At 65.3% G+C, this 17,310-nt stretch carries 14 protein-coding genes; 9 read left to right on the top strand and 5 right to left on the bottom strand.

Annotated features, from left to right (window positions below; translation table 11 throughout):
- Positions 1–19 precede the first annotated feature (19 nt).
- Both HALXA_RS13010 and HALXA_RS13005 read left to right on the top strand, forming a co-directional pair.
- Positions 20–2,656: a PAS domain S-box protein gene (locus tag HALXA_RS13010; protein WP_013880843.1), complete on the top strand. Its 2,637-nt coding sequence runs from the start codon at positions 20–22 to the stop codon at positions 2,654–2,656.
- 133 nt (positions 2,657–2,789) lie between these two features.
- The gene (locus HALXA_RS13005) at positions 2,790–4,745 is read left to right on the top strand and encodes an MEDS domain-containing protein (protein WP_013880842.1); all 1,956 of its coding nucleotides are present in this window, start codon (positions 2,790–2,792) and stop codon (positions 4,743–4,745) included.
- Positions 4,746–4,789: 44 nt separating this feature from the next.
- On the opposite strand, the gene HALXA_RS13000 is transcribed toward HALXA_RS13005, so the two are convergent.
- A complete protein-coding gene (locus HALXA_RS13000) occupies positions 4,790–5,326 on the bottom strand; it encodes a DUF7523 family protein (protein WP_013880841.1) in 537 nt (178 codons plus the stop codon).
- 152 nt (positions 5,327–5,478) lie between these two features.
- On the opposite strand from HALXA_RS13000, the gene HALXA_RS12995 reads away from it, so the two are divergent.
- From HALXA_RS12995 to HALXA_RS12975, 5 genes are all read left to right on the top strand, one after another.
- The gene (locus tag HALXA_RS12995) at positions 5,479–5,817 is read left to right on the top strand and encodes a NifU family protein (protein WP_013880840.1); all 339 of its coding nucleotides are present in this window, start codon (positions 5,479–5,481) and stop codon (positions 5,815–5,817) included.
- A gap of 76 nt (positions 5,818–5,893) precedes the next feature.
- Positions 5,894–6,148: a BolA family protein gene (locus HALXA_RS12990; RefSeq protein WP_013880839.1), complete on the top strand. Its 255-nt coding sequence runs from the start codon at positions 5,894–5,896 to the stop codon at positions 6,146–6,148.
- Between the two features lie 83 nt (positions 6,149–6,231).
- Complete coding sequence (locus HALXA_RS12985) at positions 6,232–6,693, top strand: PH domain-containing protein (RefSeq protein WP_013880838.1); 462 nt, start codon at positions 6,232–6,234, stop codon at positions 6,691–6,693.
- Positions 6,694–6,703: 10 nt separating this feature from the next.
- The gene (locus HALXA_RS12980) at positions 6,704–8,407 is read left to right on the top strand and encodes a PH domain-containing protein (protein ID WP_049895467.1); all 1,704 of its coding nucleotides are present in this window, start codon (positions 6,704–6,706) and stop codon (positions 8,405–8,407) included.
- 119 nt (positions 8,408–8,526) lie between these two features.
- Positions 8,527–9,267, top strand: coding sequence for a DUF4013 domain-containing protein (locus tag HALXA_RS12975; protein WP_013880836.1), 741 nt, complete (start codon positions 8,527–8,529; stop codon positions 9,265–9,267).
- Positions 9,268–9,483: 216 nt separating this feature from the next.
- On the opposite strand, the gene HALXA_RS12970 is transcribed toward HALXA_RS12975, so the two are convergent.
- The 4 genes from HALXA_RS12970 to HALXA_RS12955 are packed head-to-tail and all read right to left on the bottom strand — an operon-like array spanning position 9,484 to position 13,974.
- Positions 9,484–10,680, bottom strand: coding sequence for an ABC transporter ATP-binding protein (locus HALXA_RS12970; protein ID WP_013880835.1), 1,197 nt, complete (start codon positions 10,678–10,680; stop codon positions 9,484–9,486).
- A 40-nt stretch (positions 10,681–10,720) separates the two neighbouring features.
- Positions 10,721–11,650 (bottom strand): carbohydrate ABC transporter permease, encoded by a 930-nt coding sequence (locus tag HALXA_RS12965; protein WP_013880834.1) that lies wholly within the window; start codon positions 11,648–11,650, stop codon positions 10,721–10,723.
- Entirely contained in the window at positions 11,647–12,618 is a 972-nt protein-coding gene (locus tag HALXA_RS12960) for a carbohydrate ABC transporter permease (RefSeq protein WP_013880833.1), read from the bottom strand. The genes HALXA_RS12965 and HALXA_RS12960 overlap by 4 nt, the downstream gene beginning before the upstream one ends.
- A 21-nt stretch (positions 12,619–12,639) precedes the next feature.
- Positions 12,640–13,974, bottom strand: a complete 1,335-nt coding sequence (locus tag HALXA_RS12955; protein WP_049895308.1) for an ABC transporter substrate-binding protein — start codon at positions 13,972–13,974, stop codon at positions 12,640–12,642.
- Between the two features lie 250 nt (positions 13,975–14,224).
- Here HALXA_RS12955 and HALXA_RS12950 point away from each other — a divergent pair, with 250 nt between their 5' ends.
- Both HALXA_RS12950 and HALXA_RS12945 read left to right on the top strand, forming a co-directional pair.
- Complete coding sequence (locus tag HALXA_RS12950) at positions 14,225–15,634, top strand: class II fumarate hydratase (RefSeq protein ID WP_013880831.1); 1,410 nt, start codon at positions 14,225–14,227, stop codon at positions 15,632–15,634.
- Between the two features lie 256 nt (positions 15,635–15,890).
- Positions 15,891–16,124 carry an HVO_2901 family zinc finger protein gene (locus HALXA_RS12945; protein ID WP_013880830.1) on the top strand — a complete coding sequence of 78 codons (234 nt, stop codon included), beginning with the start codon at positions 15,891–15,893 and terminating at the stop codon, positions 16,122–16,124.
- Positions 16,125–17,310: the final 1,186 nt, after the last annotated feature.

Raw genomic sequence — 17,310 nt, 5'->3', positions numbered from 1 at the left:
CAGTCCCCATTAGGAATACATGCATACCCAATCGGACGCCACGGATTCGGGATTTTGGGGAGGTGCTGACGACGACGACGTGGCGCTCCAGCGGTTTCGGACCCTCGTCGAGACGATCGACGACGGGCTCTATCAGCTCGACGCGGCCGGCCGCTTCGTCGCGGTCAACGACGCGGTCGTCGAGACGACGGGCTACTCGCGCGACGAACTGCTCGGCGAGCACATCTCGCTCCTGCTCGACGACACTGACGTCGAGGCCATCGAGCGCGAACTGGCCGCCGCCCTCGCCGGCGGGGACGAGGGAGAGGCCGCCGTCGCGTTGCCGACCTTCGAACTCGCAATCCGAACCGTCGACGGCGACGAAATTCCCTGCGAACTGCGGGTGTCGCCGCTCATCGCCGACGGCGAACTGCAGGGGACGATCGGCGTCGCTCGAGACCTCGCGGAGACCAAAGAGCGGCTGCAGACGCTCGAGTCCGTGCGGGCGCCCGACGGGCCGAACGCCGGCGTCGTCGTCCTCGACGACGCGCTCGACGTCACCTGGGTCGACGACACGGCCGCGGCGTTTCTCGACCTCGACCGCGACGCGGTCGTCGGCCGGGACGGTCGGACGGTGGTCGAGGACACCATCGCGGACCGCCTCGCGGCGCCGGAGCCGTTCGTCCGGAGCGTCACCTCGACCTACGACGAGGGCAGCTACCTCGATCGGTACGAGTGTCGCGCGACCGGCGACGACGGCCAGTCGCGCTGGCTCGAGTACCAGAGTAAACCGATCGAATCGGGAGAGTACGCCGGCGGCCGGATCGAACTCTACTCCGACATCACCGATCGGAAGCGATCGGAGAGCGACCTCCGGGAGAGCCGGGAGGCGTTCGAGTCGCTGGTCGACGCCGTCGAGGAGTACGCGATCTTCCGGCTGGACGCCGACGGCACCGTCATCAGCTGGAACCAGGGCGCGAAACAGATCAAGGGCTACGACGCCGACGAGATCGTCGGCGAGCACTTCTCGACGTTCTACACCCAGGAGGACCGCGCTGACGGTATCCCCGACCAGAACCTCGAGATCGCCCTCGAGAACGGCTCCGTCGAGGACGAGGGCTGGCGCGTCCGTCAGGACGGCTCGCGGTTCTGGGCGAACGTGACGATCACGCCGGTTCGGGACGCCGACGGGACCCACCGCGGCTTCCTGAAAGTGACCCGAGATATGACGGACCGCTGGGAGCGCGAGCAGGAACTCGAGAGCGAACTCCAGCAGATCCTCGGCCGAGTCTCGGACGCGTTCTACGCGGTCGACGACGAGTTCCGATTTACGCACGTCAACGATCGCGCCGCCGAACTGCTCGAGCGCTCCGAGGACGAACTGCTGGGCGAACGGCTCTGGGACGTCTTCCCCGATCTCAGGGATTTCGACGAGGTCTGGGACGCCTTCCACACGGCCATGGAAACCCAGTCGCCGACCAGCTACGAACTCTACTACGACACGCTGGACTTCTGGGTCGAGGCGAACCTCTACCCCTCCGCGACCGGCATCTCGGTGTACTTCCGCGACGTCACCGAGCGCGTCCAGCGCGAGCGAGAACTCGAGGAGTCCGAGCAGCGGTACCGCACGCTCGCGGAACACTTCCCGAACGGGATCGTGACGCTGTTCGACCACGACCTCGAGTACACGCTGGCGGCGGGCCAGGGATTCGACAAGATCCCCGTTGATCCCGACGATCTCGAGGGCGAGAACTTCTACGACGTCTGGTCCGAGGAAACCGCCGCCGACCTCGAGCCGGCGCTCCTGGCGGCCCTCGAGGGCGAGCAGGAGTCGGTCGAACTCAAGTACGTCGGCCGGGAGTGGGTGCTCTACGCGGTCCCGATCACCGACAGCCGGGGCGACGTCTTCGCCGGCGTGACGATGGCCCACGACATCACCGAGCGCAAGAAGTCCCAGCGGCAACTCGAGGAGACGATCGCGCAACTCGAGGAGTCCAACGAACGGCTCGAGCAGTTCGCCTACGCGGCGAGCCACGACCTGCAGGAACCCCTGCGGATGGTCTCGAGCTACCTCCAGCTCATCGAGAGCCGCTACGCCGATACGCTCGACGAGGACGGCGAGGAGTTCCTCGAGTTCGCGGTCGACGGCGCCGAGCGGATGCGCGACATGATCGACGGCCTGCTCGAGTACTCGCGGGTCGAAACGCAGGGCGCCCCGCTCGAACCGATCGCCCTCGATCCGGTCCTCGAAGACGTGCTCGAGGATCTGCAACTCCAGATCGAGGAGACCGACGCCGAAATTGCGATCGAGTCGTTACCCCGCGTCGAGGGCGACGCCAGCCAGTTGCGCCAGGTGTTCCAGAACCTGCTCTCGAACGCGCTCGAGTACAGCGGCGACGAGCCGCCGCGGGTCCGTGTCGACGCCGAACGCCGCGGCGATCGGTGGCTGATTTCGGTCGCCGACGAGGGGATCGGGATCGACGCCGACGAGCAGGAGGCCGTCTTCAACGTGTTCAAACGACTCCACAGCCGGGACGAACACCCCGGCACCGGGATCGGGCTGGCGCTGTGCCAGCGGATCGTCGAGCGCCACGGCGGCGATATCTGGGTCGACTCGGAACCGGGCGAGGGCGCGACGTTCTCGTTTACGCTGCCCGCCGTCGACGACCGGGAGTGAAGTTCCCACACCCAGCCGTCATTCCGCCGCTCGAGGTGCGAACTGCCCGATTCTACACGATCGTTCGTTGATTGACCGCGACCCTTTTCCCTTCGCATCCACTTGAATCGGTAGCTGTCCTCCCCCGATCTCAATGAGTAAGACAAATTCCTCCCCCGCCGACGACGTTCTCGACCTCGAGCGCCCGCTGAACGCCCTGGCCACGAGCCCGGACTTTCGCGGCCCCGTCGAACAGGTCGAGGGCGAGTTCTGTAACGACCACTTCGCGCTGATCTACGACGCTCCCGCCGACCAGTTCGCGGCCGTCGTCCCGTTCCTCCGGCAGGGCCTCGAGCGCGGCGAGCAGTGCGTCTACGTCACGGACAAGGATTCGGTGGATGCGGTCCGAACGGCGCTTCGGGACGGAGGAATCGACGTCGAGGCCGCCGTCGCGTCGGGCTCGCTTGTCGTCGAGACGTTTCAAAACACCTACCTCAAGAACGGGGCGTTCGACGTCGACGAGATGATCTCGTTCTACGCGGACGTCATCGACGAAGTCAACGCCGAGTACGAGGGCTTTCGCCTGGCGGCCGAGATGTCCTGGATCCTCGAGAGCGACGTGGCGATCGAGGAGACGATGACCTACGAGAGCAAGGTCAACGACCTCTTCGACGACGAGGACGCGGTCGCGGTCTGTCAGTACGACCGCAATCGGTTCCCGCCGGAAGTCATCCGCGACGTCGTCCGCGTCCACCCGCACCTCATCTACGACGACACCGTCTGTCACAACTTCTACTACACGCCGCCCGAGGAGTTCTGCGGCCCGAACCAGCCGACCCACGAACTCGACCGGATGCTCGGCACGCTGCGCGAACGAACCGAGGCGAAAACCGAACTGCAGGAACGCGAGCGCTACCAGCAGCGCCAGAACGAGATCATCGCCGACCCCGATCGCTCGTTCGAGCAAAAGCTCGACGCGCTGTTCGAGCTGGGCTGCGAACGGTTCGATCTCGATCTCGGCGGCATAGCTCGCGTCGATCCGGACGACGACCGGTTCGAACTCGAGTACGTCAGCGACGAGCACGAGCACCTCGAACCGGGCGCCGAACTGCCGCTGTCGGAGACCTTCTGCGCCCTCGCGGCGGAGACGAAAGCGGTCGCGGACGTTACCGATCCCGAATCGGAGGGGTGCGACGGCATTCTCGCCTGTCGCGAGTTCGGCATTCGGGCGTACCTCGGCACCTACGTCGAGATCGACGGCGGCCCCGATCGGTCCGTCGCGTTCGTCGGCGAGTCCACCCGCGACGAGCCCTTCTCCGAGGACGAGTGCGAATTCCTCCGCTCGATCGGCCAGTGGGTCACGTACGAACTCGAGCAACACGAGCGCGAGCGCGAACTCGAGCGCACGGTCGACCGCCTCGAGACCTCGAACGAACGCTTAGAGCAGTTCGCCTACGCCGCCTCCCACGACATGCAAGAGCCCCTGCGGATGGTCTCGAGCTACCTCCAACTCATCGAGCGCCGCGACGAGGACCTCTCCGCGGAGACGCGCGAGTACCTCGAGTTCGCGGTCGACGGCGCCGAGCGGATGCGCGCGATGATCGACGGCCTCCTGCAGTACTCGCGGGTCCAGTCCCGCGGCGGCCCGCTCGAGCCGACCGATCTCGAGGCCGTCGTCGCGGACGTTCGCGACGACCTGCAACTCCGTCTCGCGGAGACCGACGCGGACCTGACGGTCGGGGACCTGCCTCGCGTCACGGGCGACCCCGAGCAACTCCGCCAACTGTTCCAGAACCTGCTGGACAACGCGCTCACGTACGCGGGCGACGAGCCGCCGCGGATCGATACCACGGCCGAACGCACGTCCGACGGCGACGGATGGACGATTTCGGTCCGCGACGAGGGCATCGGCATTCCGGTCGCCGAACAGGATCGGATCTTCGACCTCTTCGATCGGCTCCACAGCCGCGAGGAGTACGCCGGCACCGGGATCGGGCTGGCGCTGTGCCAGCGGATCGTCGAGCGCCACGCGGGCGCCATCCGCGTCGATTCGGAGCCGGGCGAGGGCGCGACGTTCTCCGTTACGCTCCCGGCTGCGGACGAGGCATAACGGAACGAACCGGCGTCGATTTCGCGGGTTCCAGCAGTCTAGTCTTACTCGTTCTCGTCTGTACGCACGACGACGCCCTCGAGCGCGGCTTCGACCGCTCGCACGGCGTTTGCCCCCTCGATTCGGTCGACGACGAGCACCATCGTTCCGTCGCCGACGGCGGCAGCCGTCGTCGACACGTCCTCGAGCGCGAGCCGCTCGAGCGCTGCGGCCAAGGCGGTCGGGTCTACCTCGCCGGTCGCGATGATCGCGGTTCGGTCGCCGTCGACGGAGCCGAAGGCCGCGCCGCCGACGGCGAGCAGCGCTTCGGGTTCGGAGTCGCCGGGAGCGTCGGCTTCGCGCTCGAGCGGGCCGATCCCGCTCTCCATGCGGACCTGCACGGCTCGCGACTCGGTCCCGTAGTCGGGAACCTCCTCGGCGTACCGGCGCAGGGCGGTCGCGATCGCGTCGGTGTCGCCCTCGAGTCCGTCGGCCGCGAGGAAGCGGGCGGCGGCGGTGTAGTTGACGACGCCCGCGCGAAGCGCCGTCAGGAGGAACGGGTGGTCGGCGACGGCCCGGCGCGTCTCGGCTGCCAGTGACATACCGGGAGCGCGTCCCGGATCGGCATAAAGTCGCCGCCATCCGCGACAGGCGTCGGAACCGATCGACGTCGGACCGTGCCCGGCCGTCGGATTCGACCCGATCGAACCGGTACGTGAACAGGGCTAAACCTCTGGGGCCCCTCGCAGACGGTATGACCGCGTCCGACCCGGATTCCCCCGCGTCCGCCGCTACCGAGGACGACGTTCGGGAGGCCGTCTCCCTGTTCCTCCGGCGGAACTTCCCCCAGATCGAACTGCACGGCGGCGAGTCGACGATCACCGAAGTCGACCTCGAGGAGCGCCGCGTCGGGATCAACCTCACCGGCGCCTGCAGCGGCTGCGGCGTCAGCCCGATGACGACCCAGGCAATCCAGCGCCGGCTCCCCGACGAGATCGACGCGATCGACGCCGTCAGCGTCAGTACGGGACTCGACGGGCTGGCCGAGGAGTCGGGTTCGGGGCCGGACGTCCCGCCGGATGTCCCCTTCTGATCCGTCGGTTCGACCCCCCGGCACCGCGGCGCCCGCGACCGCACCCCTTTTGCCGCGAGCGTCCCTTTCACCTCCTATGAAGCCTGACGAGGTCGAAGAACTCATCGAATCGGCACTCGAGGACGCCGAGGCGACGGTCACGCACGCCCGCGACGAACACGACGAGGACCACCTCGCGGCGACTGTCGTCTCGCCCGCGTTCGAGGGCCTGCCGCTGGTTCAGCAGCACCAGCGGGTCTACGACGCCCTCGACGACCACATGACGACCGACATCCACGCCCTGGAGCTGTCGACGTACACGCCCGAGGAGTACGAGGACGCCGAGGCCTAGGGCGGAGACTTCGGTCCGGAACCGCACACCGCGCGGCGACACGCGACCCGCACGTTTATCCATCTCTGTTGATAGGATTGCGTATGGAAGCGCTCAACCCCCGAATTCGACTCCTCTGGATCGGACAGGGGCTCCTCGCCGCGGTCGTCGTCGGCATCGGCCTCGCGGCCGTCGATCAGTTGCTCGTCGACGTACCCGCGGCCGCAATCGGCGGCGTCGCCGCGCTCATCCTCGTGCTCGGCGTCGCCTACGCCGTGCGGCTCTACCAGGTCTGGAAATTCGAACTGCAAGCGGACGCCCTCTACCTCGAGCGGGGCGTCGTCACGTTCGTCGAAACCGCGGTCCCGTTCGTCCGCGTCCAGCACGTCGACACGCAGTTCGGCCCCGTCGAGCGCGTCTTCGGGCTCTCGAGCGTGGTCGTCTACACGGCGGGCACCCGGAACGCGGACGTCCGGATTCCGGGGCTGACGCCGGACCGCGCGCGGGAGCTTCAAGACACCCTTCGGGAACTCGCCGTCGAGAGCGAGGCCGAGGACGCCGTCTAACATGTCCAGTATGAACCGCTTGCACCCGTTCAGCGCGGTCACGTACTCGCTCCGGTACGCCTTCCTCGGCCTCTGGCTCCCGCTCTTCCTCGTGGGCGCACTGGCGAGCGTCTTCGAGCCGATACAGGGAAGTTGGACGGTCGTCGCCGCGCCGCTTGGCTTCCTGCTCGGGCTCAGCTACGGCGTCGCGTACTACTATCGGTTCGGCTACCAGATCACCGAGGATACCGTCGACGTCGCGTCCGGCGTGTTCGCCCGCCGCTCTCGAGAGATACCCTACGGCCGGATCCAGAACGTCGACATCCGGCAGGGCGTCGTCCAGCGCCTGCTCGGCGTCGCCGTCGTCTCGATCGAGACCGCCGGCGGGGGCACGACCGAAGCGACGCTGTCCGTCGTCGGCGAGGACGAAGCGGATCGCCTCCAGGCGGAGATCCGCCGCCGTACTGCGGGCGTGAAGGAACGGCGGCAGGAACAGGACCGGGAGCACGCACCGGAGTCGGACGCGAACGTCGACCCCGAATCCCAGCCCGATGCCGAACCCGATCGTCAGCCCGCCGCTGGGACGGACGGCCCGGCCGGGGCCGAAACAGATCCGGATGCGGTAACGGCCGACTCGAGTTCGGACGCCGGACGACCGACTTCCGAGTCGACGGCGCGGCCGAGCCCGCAGCAGCGCCGCCGGCGGCTGTTCGAACTCGCCGACACGGAACTACTGTTGTACGCCTTCACGACGTTCCGGCCGGCCGCCGGCGCCGCCGGCCTCTTCCTGTTTTTCTTCGCGACCGACGCGGTGCTCGAGGCCTTCCTCGCCGCCGCGGCACCGTTCGGCGGTCCGCAGGACCTCGCGTCCGGCGACGCGGGGAGCTACGGCATCCTGACGATCGTCTCGGGGCTGATCAGCGTCGGCGTCACGTACCTCCTCAGCGTCGCGTACACCTTCGCGATGTACTACGATTTCCAGCTCGGCCGCATCGGCGACGATTTCGTCTACGACCGCGGCCTATTGCAGCGGTACAGCGGCTCGATCCCCGCCGAGAAGGTCCAGTCGGTCACGGTCACCGACAACCCGCTCCAGCGGCTGCTCGGCTACGCCGGGCTGTGGGTCGAGACCGCCGGCTACGGTCCCGACAGCGACGCCGGCAGCCAGTCGGCTGTCCCGCTGGCGGCCCGCGACCGCATCTACACGTTCGCCGAGAACCTCACCGGCGTCGAGACGCCGTCGTTCGAAAGCCCGTCGCCGATCGCCCGTCGGCGCTACGCGGTGCGGTACTCGCTGCTCGCCGCCGCGATCGTCGCCGTCGCCTTCGGCCTGTCGTACGCGACGCCGCTCGAGCGGTGGTACCTCGCCGCGGTCGTCTTCGTCGCGGTGCCGCCGGCGGCGCACCTCCGGTACACGCACCTGGGCTACTTCGTCGGCGACGACCACCTCGTGATCCGCAGCGGCTTCTGGCGCCGGCGGACGACCGTGATCCCCTACTACCGGATCCAGACGGTCTCGACGCGGCGCTCGATCTTCCAGCGCCGGCTCGGCCTCGCCTCGCTGGTCGTCGACACGGCCAGTTCCCGCTCGTTCGTCTGGTCGTCGTCGACGATCTACGATATCGCCCTCGAGGACGCCCGCGACGTTCACGGGGCGAGTCGCGACCACCTGCAGACGGCCTTGCGCGAGCGCAAGGCGGCCGACGATCTCGGCGTCTCCGTCGATTTCACGTGATCGCCTGACGGGTATTCTTTCCGTCTCTACTCGCCCGCCTCGAGACGCGACCCGCCGAAGCGGCCGCGCGCGGACCGCGACGTTTTTGCACCGACCGTTCCACTCGCCGTACATGATAGATGGCGTCGCCGAGCGTGCCGGTGGTCGCGGTGATTAGCGACGCGCTTCGGTATCCCGTCGCCGACGAGGTCGGTCGGGGAGCGTTGCTCAGGTGTCTGATCGCCGTCGTCCTGCTCGTCGTCGGCCTCCGGTACGCGGCGGCGCTCGTCCCGCTGGTGGTCGGGCTCGTTCCGGCGCTCCTCGCGGTCGTCGGCCTCGTCCTCCTCCTCGGAACGACCGCTGTCCTGCTCGCCGATCCCGCGCAGCGGGACTGGCCCAGCGTTCGAGGGCTGCTCCGACCCGGACTCGCAGCGCTCGCGCTGTCGATCGTGGGACTCGCCCCGCCGATCGGCTTGCTGGCACTGTCGGCGATGCAAACGGCCGACAGCGGGACGCTCGAGGGCGGTGCGGGAGTGCTCACGCTCGTGTCGACGACGCTGTTGCTCTTCGCCCTCCTGGCGTGTGCGTACGCGTATCCGGTCGCGGTCGCTGCGAGCGTCTCGAACGGACGGTTGCGCGCCGCCGCCGATACCGACGTCGTCATGCCGGTGCTCGCCGACGCGACGTACCTCCTCCGCTGGATCGTCGGCTTTTCGCTCGTGCTGCTCGGCACGTGGTGTGCCCTGATGACCCTCCAGCGGGGCGACGCGTCGGGGATCCTCGCCGCGGCCGCCGCCGCGTACTTCCTCGTGGCGGGCGCTCGAACGGTCGGCGTCGGCTACGCCGACGCGTCGGGACGCTCGGCCGTGGATTCACGGTGAGACGCTCCTGACGTCGCGTCGGCCGTTCGTTTGCTCGTTCGGTTGTCGATCGACGCAAAACGCGGAGAACAATCAGCGGTCGAAAACGACCGATCGTACTGTACTCGAACGGCCGACCAGTCAAACGTCGAAAGTCGAAAATCGAACGGCGAACGGCCAACGGCCAACGGCGCCTCGTCAGACTCGAGTCAGATCGAGGCGCGATTCAACGCTCCGTTAGACGTTCGGGATTCGCGGCTCGGTGTTCTCGACGCGGCGGTTGTGGACCGCCTCGCCGGTCCGTGCGTCGAAGAGGTGGATCGCGTCTTCGGGGATGTGGGCGACGACGCGGTCGCCGGAGTTGACCGTACTCATCCCGTCGATCGTCGCGATGATCGTCTCTCGGTCGGTGTCCAGCAACTCGGTGTCGTCGCCGAATTCGTCGTTGCCGAGCACGAGGTAGACGATGTTCTCGTCGCCGGTCGGTTCGACGACCGAGACCTGTGCGGGGACCTCGTGGCCGCCCGCCTGTCGCCCCTCGTCGCGTTCGATGTCGATATCCTCCGGTCGAATGCCGAGGACGACGTCGCTGCGGCCCTCGATCGAATCCGCGATATCGTCCGAGACGGCGTACTCGAGGTGCTCGCCGACGAGCGTGGCGCCGTCGGCCGTCTCGCGAACGTCCACGTCGAGGAAGTTCATCGACGGCTCGCCGATGAAGTTCGCGACGAACTGGTTGGCGGGCTCGTGGTAGCACTCGAGCGGCGTCCCGACCTGCTGGAGTTCGCCGTCGTTGAGGATCGCGATACGATCGCCCATCGTCATCGCTTCCGTCTGGTCGTGGGTGACGTAGACCGTCGCCGTGTCGAGTTCCTCCTGCAGTTGCTGGAGCTCGGTCCGCATCTGCGCGCGGAGCTTGGCGTCCAAGTTCGAGAGCGGCTCGTCCATCAGGAAGACCGCCGGTTCGCGGACGATCGCGCGACCGAGCGCGACGCGCTGTTGCTGGCCGCCCGAGAGCTCGCCGGGCTTGCGGTCGAGCAGCTCGCCGATCCCCATCATCTCGGCGGCCTCCTCGACGCGGTCGGTGATCTCGTCGTCCGAGAGCTCCGTCGACTCCTCGAGGCCGAACGACATGTTCTCCCGCACGGTCATGTGCGGGTAGAGCGCGTACGACTGGAACACCATCGCGATGTCCCGGTCCTTCGCGGGGATGTCGTTGATCACGCGGTCGTCGAGTCGAATCTCGCCGTCCGTGATCGTCTCGAGGCCGGCGATCATCCGCAGGGTCGTCGACTTGCCACAGCCCGACGGGCCGACGAGAACGAGGAACTCCCCGTCCTCGATGTCGATCGATACCTCGTCGACGGCAACGATATCGCTGCCGTCGTCGTCCGTGAATACCTTCGTTACGTTGTCGAGTGTCGTTTCTGCCATCGTCAGTTCCTCCGTTTTGGTGTACTCGGTCGGCGGTCGGTCATATTTGTGCGCCCTCCGCGAATTGGTCGGCGAACAGCACGTACACGATCAGCGTCGGTAGCGCCGTGATGAACGCCCCCGCCATCCGCAGCGGGTAGTCGGTTCCCTGCAGCGACTCGCCGAGCCCCGACAGGATCAGCGTCGCGGACGCGGCCGAGTCGCTCACGCTGCCGATGATCGTCAGCGAGAACAGGAACTCGTTCCAGATCTGGGTGAACTGGAAGATGAACACGACGGCGAACATCGGCACCGATAGCGGCAGGACGATCCGCCGGTAGATCCGCCAGACCGTCGCGCCGTCGAGTCGCGCCGCCTCGATCATCTCCCAGGACATCGTCTTGTACTGCGACCGGAACATCAGCGTACAGATCGGAATCCCGTACGCCGTGTGCGTGATGATCAACTCGAGGATCGTCGCGTGGTGTTCCGCGAGCAGCGGGAGCCCCCAGAGGAACGCGAGTCGCTCGCCGAACTGCACGTACTGGTTCCAGAACTCGAACAGGGGAACGATCACGGCCTGGTACGGGACGAAGATGCCCGCGATGAACAGCGCGAAGACCGCGACCTGACCGCGCCAGTTGACGAGGGTCAACCCGTACGCCGCCGTGCTGCCGAAGATCGCACAGAGGATCGTCGCGGGGATCGTAAACAGCATACTGTTGACGAGTCCTCGACTGAGCATATCGAACGCGAAGGACCACTTCTCGAACGTGACTCCCTCGAGTCCCGGGGGGACGAACGGATAGGTTGTTCGCAGCGCTTCCGACGTTTTGATCGACGTCACCAGCCCCGATTCGATCGGGATCAGGTAGAAGACGACGAGACCCGCCAGGGTCGCGTACAGCAGGAGCTGCTGTACGTCGATGGACTCCAGTGCGGTTCGGTCCGCCGTCGGTGTCGGTTCGGGTGTGGCTGTCTCCTCGCTCATAGGTTCCCTCGTTTGTATTGTGTGTATAGGTACGGTGCGATGACGGCCAGCGACAGCGCGAACAACACGAGCGCGATCGCGGAGCCGTAGGCCCACTCCGATTTACCGAACGACTCGCGAACCATGAAGGTCGCGAGGATGTCCGCGCCGAGGCGCGGCCGGTAGCCGCCGAAGGTGGCGTACAGGAAGTCGAACGCCTTGAGCGCGAACAGGACGAGGGTCACGGACGCGCTGACCATCGCGGGCCGTAGCTGCGGGATGATGACGCGCCAGTACATGCGGATCGTGCTGGCGCCGTCGACGCGGGCGGCCTCGTATTGGTCGGTCGGGATCGACCGAAGCGCGGCGAGGTAGATGACCATCGCGTAGCCGCTGAACTGCCAAACCAGCGCGAAGATCACCGATCCGAGGACGAGTTTCGGATTGCCGAGCCAGTTGTACGGACCGAGACCGAAGATGCCGATGAACTGATTGACGATCCCGTTGTTGACGTTGTACATCCACCGCCAGAACTGCGCGGTGACGATGAACGACAGGGCGAACGGGAGTAGGTAGATCGTCCGGAACGATCGCTCGAATCGGATTTTCCGGTCGAGCAGCAGAGCGAGGACGAGTCCGATCGCCAGACACGCCACGGTAAAGACCACGAGCAACACGACCGTGTTCCGCGTCGCCGACCAGAACTGGGGATCGTTCAGCAACGCCGTGTAGTTGCCGATCCCGAGGTCGGTGTAGTCCGGATCGCCGAAGCCCGAGTAACTCGTCAGCGACAGGAAGCCGTTCCATACGATCGCCGCGTAGACGAAAAACCCCATGAGGAGGAACGGCGGGAACCAGAACGGCGCCGACTGAACGATGTCGCTATCGAGCAAGCGACGAGCCGTCGAGCGTCCTTCGACCGTCCCCCCGTCGGTCTCGATGCGTCGCTTATCACGGACGCTACGCAGTATCTCTAACACTCCTTTCATAAAATTGGTAGACTGTTGTGATTATACGACGTCCATGAAGCCGCTCGTCGCGCTGTCGACGTCGAACGGGTCCGCGAAGTTGTCGTTAAGCACGCCCTCGAGTTCCGACTGGGTGCTCGGGTCGACCGCGAGCCCGTGCGCGAGCGTCGGCGGCTTCTCCGATACCTCGTCGAAGTCCTCGATGGTGTCGACGAGGTAGTCGTTGAACTCGTCGGTGGCGACGTCCGTTCGCGTCGGGATCGATCCCTTGTACTGGTTGTACGCCACCTGCGCGTCCTCGGAGCCGACGTAGCGAAGCCACGCGGCGGTCTCCTCGGGGCTCGGGTTGTCGCCGGGGTAGATGAACGAGTCCATGTGGAGGGTGTAGAGGTCCTCGGTTCCGGGGAAGCGGACCGCGTCCCAGTCGGAGCCGTACTCCAGCCCTTCGGTGATGTACGCGCCGGCGACCCAGTTACCCTGGTGGATGAACGCGGCGTCGCCGCTCATGATGTCCTGGTTGACCTCGGTGAAGTCAATCGAAGCCGCGTCGCTGTTGATGTAGTTGGTCAGGATCTCCTCGAGTTTTTCGAACGTCCCTCGGACGGCGCTCTCGTCACCGTTGCCCTCGATAAAGTTCATGTAGGCGTCGTACCCGTGCTCGCTGAGCATCGTGACGCCCCACGTCTGGAGGATACCCCAGGGAGCGAGCGAGAACGCCAGCGGCGTCGCGTCGGTCTCGGAGGACACGGTGTCCAGCGCGGAGATGAGGTCGTCGACGCTCTCCAGCGACGAGGGATCGACGCCCGCCTCCTCGATGACCTCGACGTTGTAGAAGAGGTCGTTCAGTCGGTGGGAGCCGATCGGAACCGCGGAGAAGCCGGCGTCGGACTGACAGGCCTCCACGGCCTCCTGGGCGTGTGCGTCCTTCAGACCGGCTTCGTCCCAGACGTTGCTCTCGATATCGCCGAGGACGCCCTCGTACTGCGCGAGGTTCGCGCCGGGCCAGCCGGCGAACGAACTCGGCGGGTCGCCGCCCTGCAGCCGGTTGGCGACCGTCTGGTCGAGGTTCTGGTTCCCACCGCCGCCGATGGGCTGTTCGTTGACCTCCATGTCAGGATACTGCTCCTGGAAGGTCGAGAAGAGGGCGTCGGCGGCTTCCGCGCCGTCGCCGCCGGTCCAGCCGTGGAGGACCTCGAGCTCGTTGCTCCACTGGCCGTCGCCACCGTTGCCGTTACCGTTGCCGTCACCGTTGCCGTTACCGTTGCCGTCGCCATTTCCGCCGCCAGTACAACCCGCAAGCGCGGTAAGCGCTCCGGTTCCCGCCAGGCCTGCACCCTTCAGAACCGTTCTCCGCGAACGATCACTATTGAAATCCATGTTAAGCCTCACCATATTTGTAGAAGACCGAATACTTAATAGTTACTATTATTATTTTAGATGCGAGTAAAGGCAAGATCAAACCCATATTTAACACTTACTATTATTATTTTATAACCGAGTGAAGATATAGTTGTACAACTATTCGACCGAACGTGATCGCCGGTTCGTCCCTGTCGACGGGTACGCTGCAGGCGGATCGTCGCGCCGTACCGGTGGATTTTACCTGACACCCCGAGATGCCCCGCGTATGGGAGACGACGACTACCGAATCGAGGAGGACAGCCTCGGCGAGATGCAGGTGCCCGCGGACGCCTACTGGGGGGCCCAGACCCAGCGCGCGATCCAGAACTTCCCCATCTCGGGGATCACGTTCAGCCGCCGGTTCGTCCGCGCGCTCGGCGTCGTCAAGAAGGCCGCCGCACAGGCCAACCGCGACCTTGATCTGATCGAGGAGGACGTCGCCGAGGCGATCATCGAGGCCGCCGACGAGGTTATCGAAGGGCAACACGACGACCAGTTCCCGGTCGACGTCTTCCAGACCGGCTCCGGCACCTCGTCGAACATGAACGCCAACGAGGTCATCGCCAACCGCGCCGCCGAGCTCATGGGGTCGGAGATCGGCGACCGCGTCGTCCACCCCAACGACCACGTCAACTACGGCCAGTCGAGCAACGACGTCATCCCGACCGCGATGCACGTCGCCTCCCTCGAGGCCGTCGAGAAGGACGTCATCCCCGCGCTGGATACCCTCCGCGAGGCGCTCGAGGAGAAAGAGGAGGAGTTCGACGACGTCGTCAAGACCGGTCGCACCCACCTGCAGGATGCGACGCCCGTAACCCTGGGACAGGAGTTCTCCGGCTACCGCACGCAGGTCGAGAAGGGCCTCGCACGCGTCGACAAGGTCCGCGAACACCTCGCAGAACTCGCGCTGGGCGGCACCGCGACCGGCACCGGGCTGAACACCCACCCCGAGTTCCCCTCGCGCGCGGCAGAATATATTACGAAGGAGACCGGCGTCCAGTTCCGCGAGGCCGACAACCACTTCGAGGCCCAGGCCGCCCACGACGCGATGAGCGAGGCCCACGGCGCCCTGCGAACCGTCGCCGGCTCGCTGAACAAGATCGCCAACGATCTTCGACTGCTCGCCTCGGGCCCGCGCAACGGCCTGGGCGAGATTGAACAACCCGAGAACCAGCCCGGCTCCTCGATCATGCCCGGGAAGATCAACCCCGTCGTCGCCGAGGCCGTCAACCAGGTCCACAAGCAGGTCGTCGGTAACGACGCCGCAGTATCGGCCGGCGCCGCCGAGGGCCAGATCGACCTCAACCTCTACAAGCCCGTCCTGGCGCACAACTTCCTCGAGTCGGCCGAACTCATCTCCAACGCCAGCCAGGTCTTCGCCGAGCGCTTCGTCGCGAAACTCGAGGCCAACGAGGAGTACTGCCGCGACCGCGTCGAGCAGTCGATGGCGATGGCCACCTCGCTGAACGTCCACATCGGCTACGACAAGGCCAGCGAGGTCGCCAAGACGGCGCTCAAGGAGGACAAGACCGTCCGCGAGGTCGTCCTCGAGAAGGGCTACCTCGACGAGGAGGAAGCCGACGAGGTGCTCGACCCCGCGAAGATGACCGAACGCGGGATCCTCGGGCAGGACTAAGCGGCTGTCTCGATCTCGAGTCAGTACACCTAACCCCTCCAGTTCTCGACAGTATTTTTCGGCCGTCGATTGGTGACCATAGACACGCCTAAACTACCGAACTACCGACCACTCGAAGTCGAATACACTGGTTTGCCGAACGCTCTTTCTTCTCGACCGGTATCGACTAAATCGACGCAGTGGGCCCGAATCACGGGCGACCCGGACGGAATAAAAAATCCAAGCAGTTTTGTCGGACGCCAGCGTCAGACGAATTATGCACACCTGTCGCAACTGCAACCAGTCGTTCCAGACCGAACTCGCGCTCGAGCTCCACCTCGACACCTGTCAGAAGGGACAGCTGTTCTGCCAGGTCTGCGGCGAGCGATTCCGAGAGGGCGACGCGACCCAGGACGGCTGGCACTACGAGTGCCCGAACGAGGACTGTGACGGCGAGGGACTCAAAGACGATCTCTATCACGTCGACGACGTCGGCGTACCGACGAACTGACCGCGCCACGAACTGTCTCTCCGGCAGATATCTGGTCTCGACGCGGTGTGTACCCCCTCGCCCGTGTGAGGGGGTAACCCTCGACAGGTGGTTTGACGATTGTTCTCGCTGCGACCAATTTCGATCTTCATCGTGTTCCGAACTGAACCCGTTCGACCGTGGTTCGAGCCCAATATTCGATATAGCGGAATAGAATTTATTTGGTCGAGGTGGAACATGGCTGTGGACAGGTATTATTGAATTGATGATGTGGATTAATAGAAATGAGTGGTACAATCAGCGGACTCGAGTCCCGGCCGAACCCGCGACAGTCGCCTCGAGCGATCCGTTTCTTCCGGTATCCGCAACGACTCGCGTCCTCGAGCTCCTAGGTCAGCGGCGCCGACCGGTTTGGGTCGCGCAGCGCCGTGCTCGTCTTCGGTCATCCGCGAGCGTCTTCGGCAGTAACCATCTCGTTCGGGTGATTTTGCTAGGTGATCCGCATTCGACGTTGTCGATTCGCATGCAGCATTCTCCCGCAGCAGTGCCGTGATCGGCTCGGGTTTAGCTGCAGACGGGTCCAAGATTCAGGTGGGGCCGACTCGAGTAGACCTGCCGATCTACGTTTCTGCGCTTTACTGAATCGTCATACACGATAGCGACGGCGTGGCTCGTCGTGCCTACTGCTGACCCCTGATCTCTCCCGTACGAATCGCATCCAATCCGCGGATGTAGAACGGCGCTCCTGTGGTTCCAGGCCGATCAACCGGGGTGACAGATCAACGTTGCCCGGAGGGGACCCAGGTGAGCCCAGCCGACAGTCGGGTCAATATCAACCGATCGGAGATCGATGCTCGCACGCTCTCCCGGTGGATACGCCGGTGGCACTGATCCCGACCGACTCGAGCGCGCTCGAGTCATCGACCGGCGCTCGACCGTGTCGTCGGTCGAAGCACGACGACGCGAAACGAGTACTGTCCCTCGCCTCGAGATCGGGGACTCGTTCGCCGCCGTCTATCGTCTCATTCGCTACCGGTGTCATTTGGGGTCGCTCTTCATTCGCACTGAAGTTGACGTCGAACAATAATTATGATGGTGATGACAGTATTGCCCAATTGAAATCACTGTGTGCATTGCTATCAAACATACAGATTAGAAGTGGGTTCCCTGAAGTATTATATAGGTAAGATATAATGGAATTAAAGTC

Origin of the sequence: Halopiger xanaduensis SH-6, assembly GCF_000217715.1 — an archaeon.
Lineage (GTDB): Archaea > Halobacteriota > Halobacteria > Halobacteriales > Natrialbaceae > Halopiger > Halopiger xanaduensis.
The sequence above is the reverse complement of the archived record's forward strand: the minus strand, read 5'-3'. Positions and strand labels throughout refer to the sequence as shown.

What these genes read in the sequence shown, in the direction of transcription:
- HALXA_RS12980 (WP_049895467.1), top strand. Translation starts at nt 6,704, where the DNA reads ATGAACCGCTTGCACCCGTTCAGCGCGGTCACGTACTCGCTCCGGTAC.
- HALXA_RS12990 (WP_013880839.1), top strand. Translation starts at nt 5,894, where the DNA reads ATGAAGCCTGACGAGGTCGAAGAACTCATCGAATCGGCACTCGAGGAC.
- HALXA_RS12945 (WP_013880830.1), top strand. Translation starts at nt 15,891, where the DNA reads ATGCACACCTGTCGCAACTGCAACCAGTCGTTCCAGACCGAACTCGCG.
- HALXA_RS12960 (WP_013880833.1), bottom strand. Translation starts at nt 12,618, where the DNA reads ATGAAAGGAGTGTTAGAGATACTGCGTAGCGTCCGTGATAAGCGACGC.
- HALXA_RS12975 (WP_013880836.1), top strand. Translation starts at nt 8,527, where the DNA reads ATGGCGTCGCCGAGCGTGCCGGTGGTCGCGGTGATTAGCGACGCGCTT.
- HALXA_RS12970 (WP_013880835.1), bottom strand. Translation starts at nt 10,680, where the DNA reads ATGGCAGAAACGACACTCGACAACGTAACGAAGGTATTCACGGACGAC.
- HALXA_RS13005 (WP_013880842.1), top strand. Translation starts at nt 2,790, where the DNA reads ATGAGTAAGACAAATTCCTCCCCCGCCGACGACGTTCTCGACCTCGAG.
- HALXA_RS13010 (WP_013880843.1), top strand. Translation starts at nt 20, where the DNA reads ATGCATACCCAATCGGACGCCACGGATTCGGGATTTTGGGGAGGTGCT.
- HALXA_RS12950 (WP_013880831.1), top strand. Translation starts at nt 14,225, where the DNA reads ATGGGAGACGACGACTACCGAATCGAGGAGGACAGCCTCGGCGAGATG.
- HALXA_RS12965 (WP_013880834.1), bottom strand. Translation starts at nt 11,650, where the DNA reads ATGAGCGAGGAGACAGCCACACCCGAACCGACACCGACGGCGGACCGA.
- HALXA_RS12995 (WP_013880840.1), top strand. Translation starts at nt 5,479, where the DNA reads ATGACCGCGTCCGACCCGGATTCCCCCGCGTCCGCCGCTACCGAGGAC.
- HALXA_RS12985 (WP_013880838.1), top strand. Translation starts at nt 6,232, where the DNA reads ATGGAAGCGCTCAACCCCCGAATTCGACTCCTCTGGATCGGACAGGGG.
- HALXA_RS13000 (WP_013880841.1), bottom strand. Translation starts at nt 5,326, where the DNA reads ATGTCACTGGCAGCCGAGACGCGCCGGGCCGTCGCCGACCACCCGTTC.
- HALXA_RS12955 (WP_049895308.1), bottom strand. Translation starts at nt 13,974, where the DNA reads ATGGATTTCAATAGTGATCGTTCGCGGAGAACGGTTCTGAAGGGTGCA.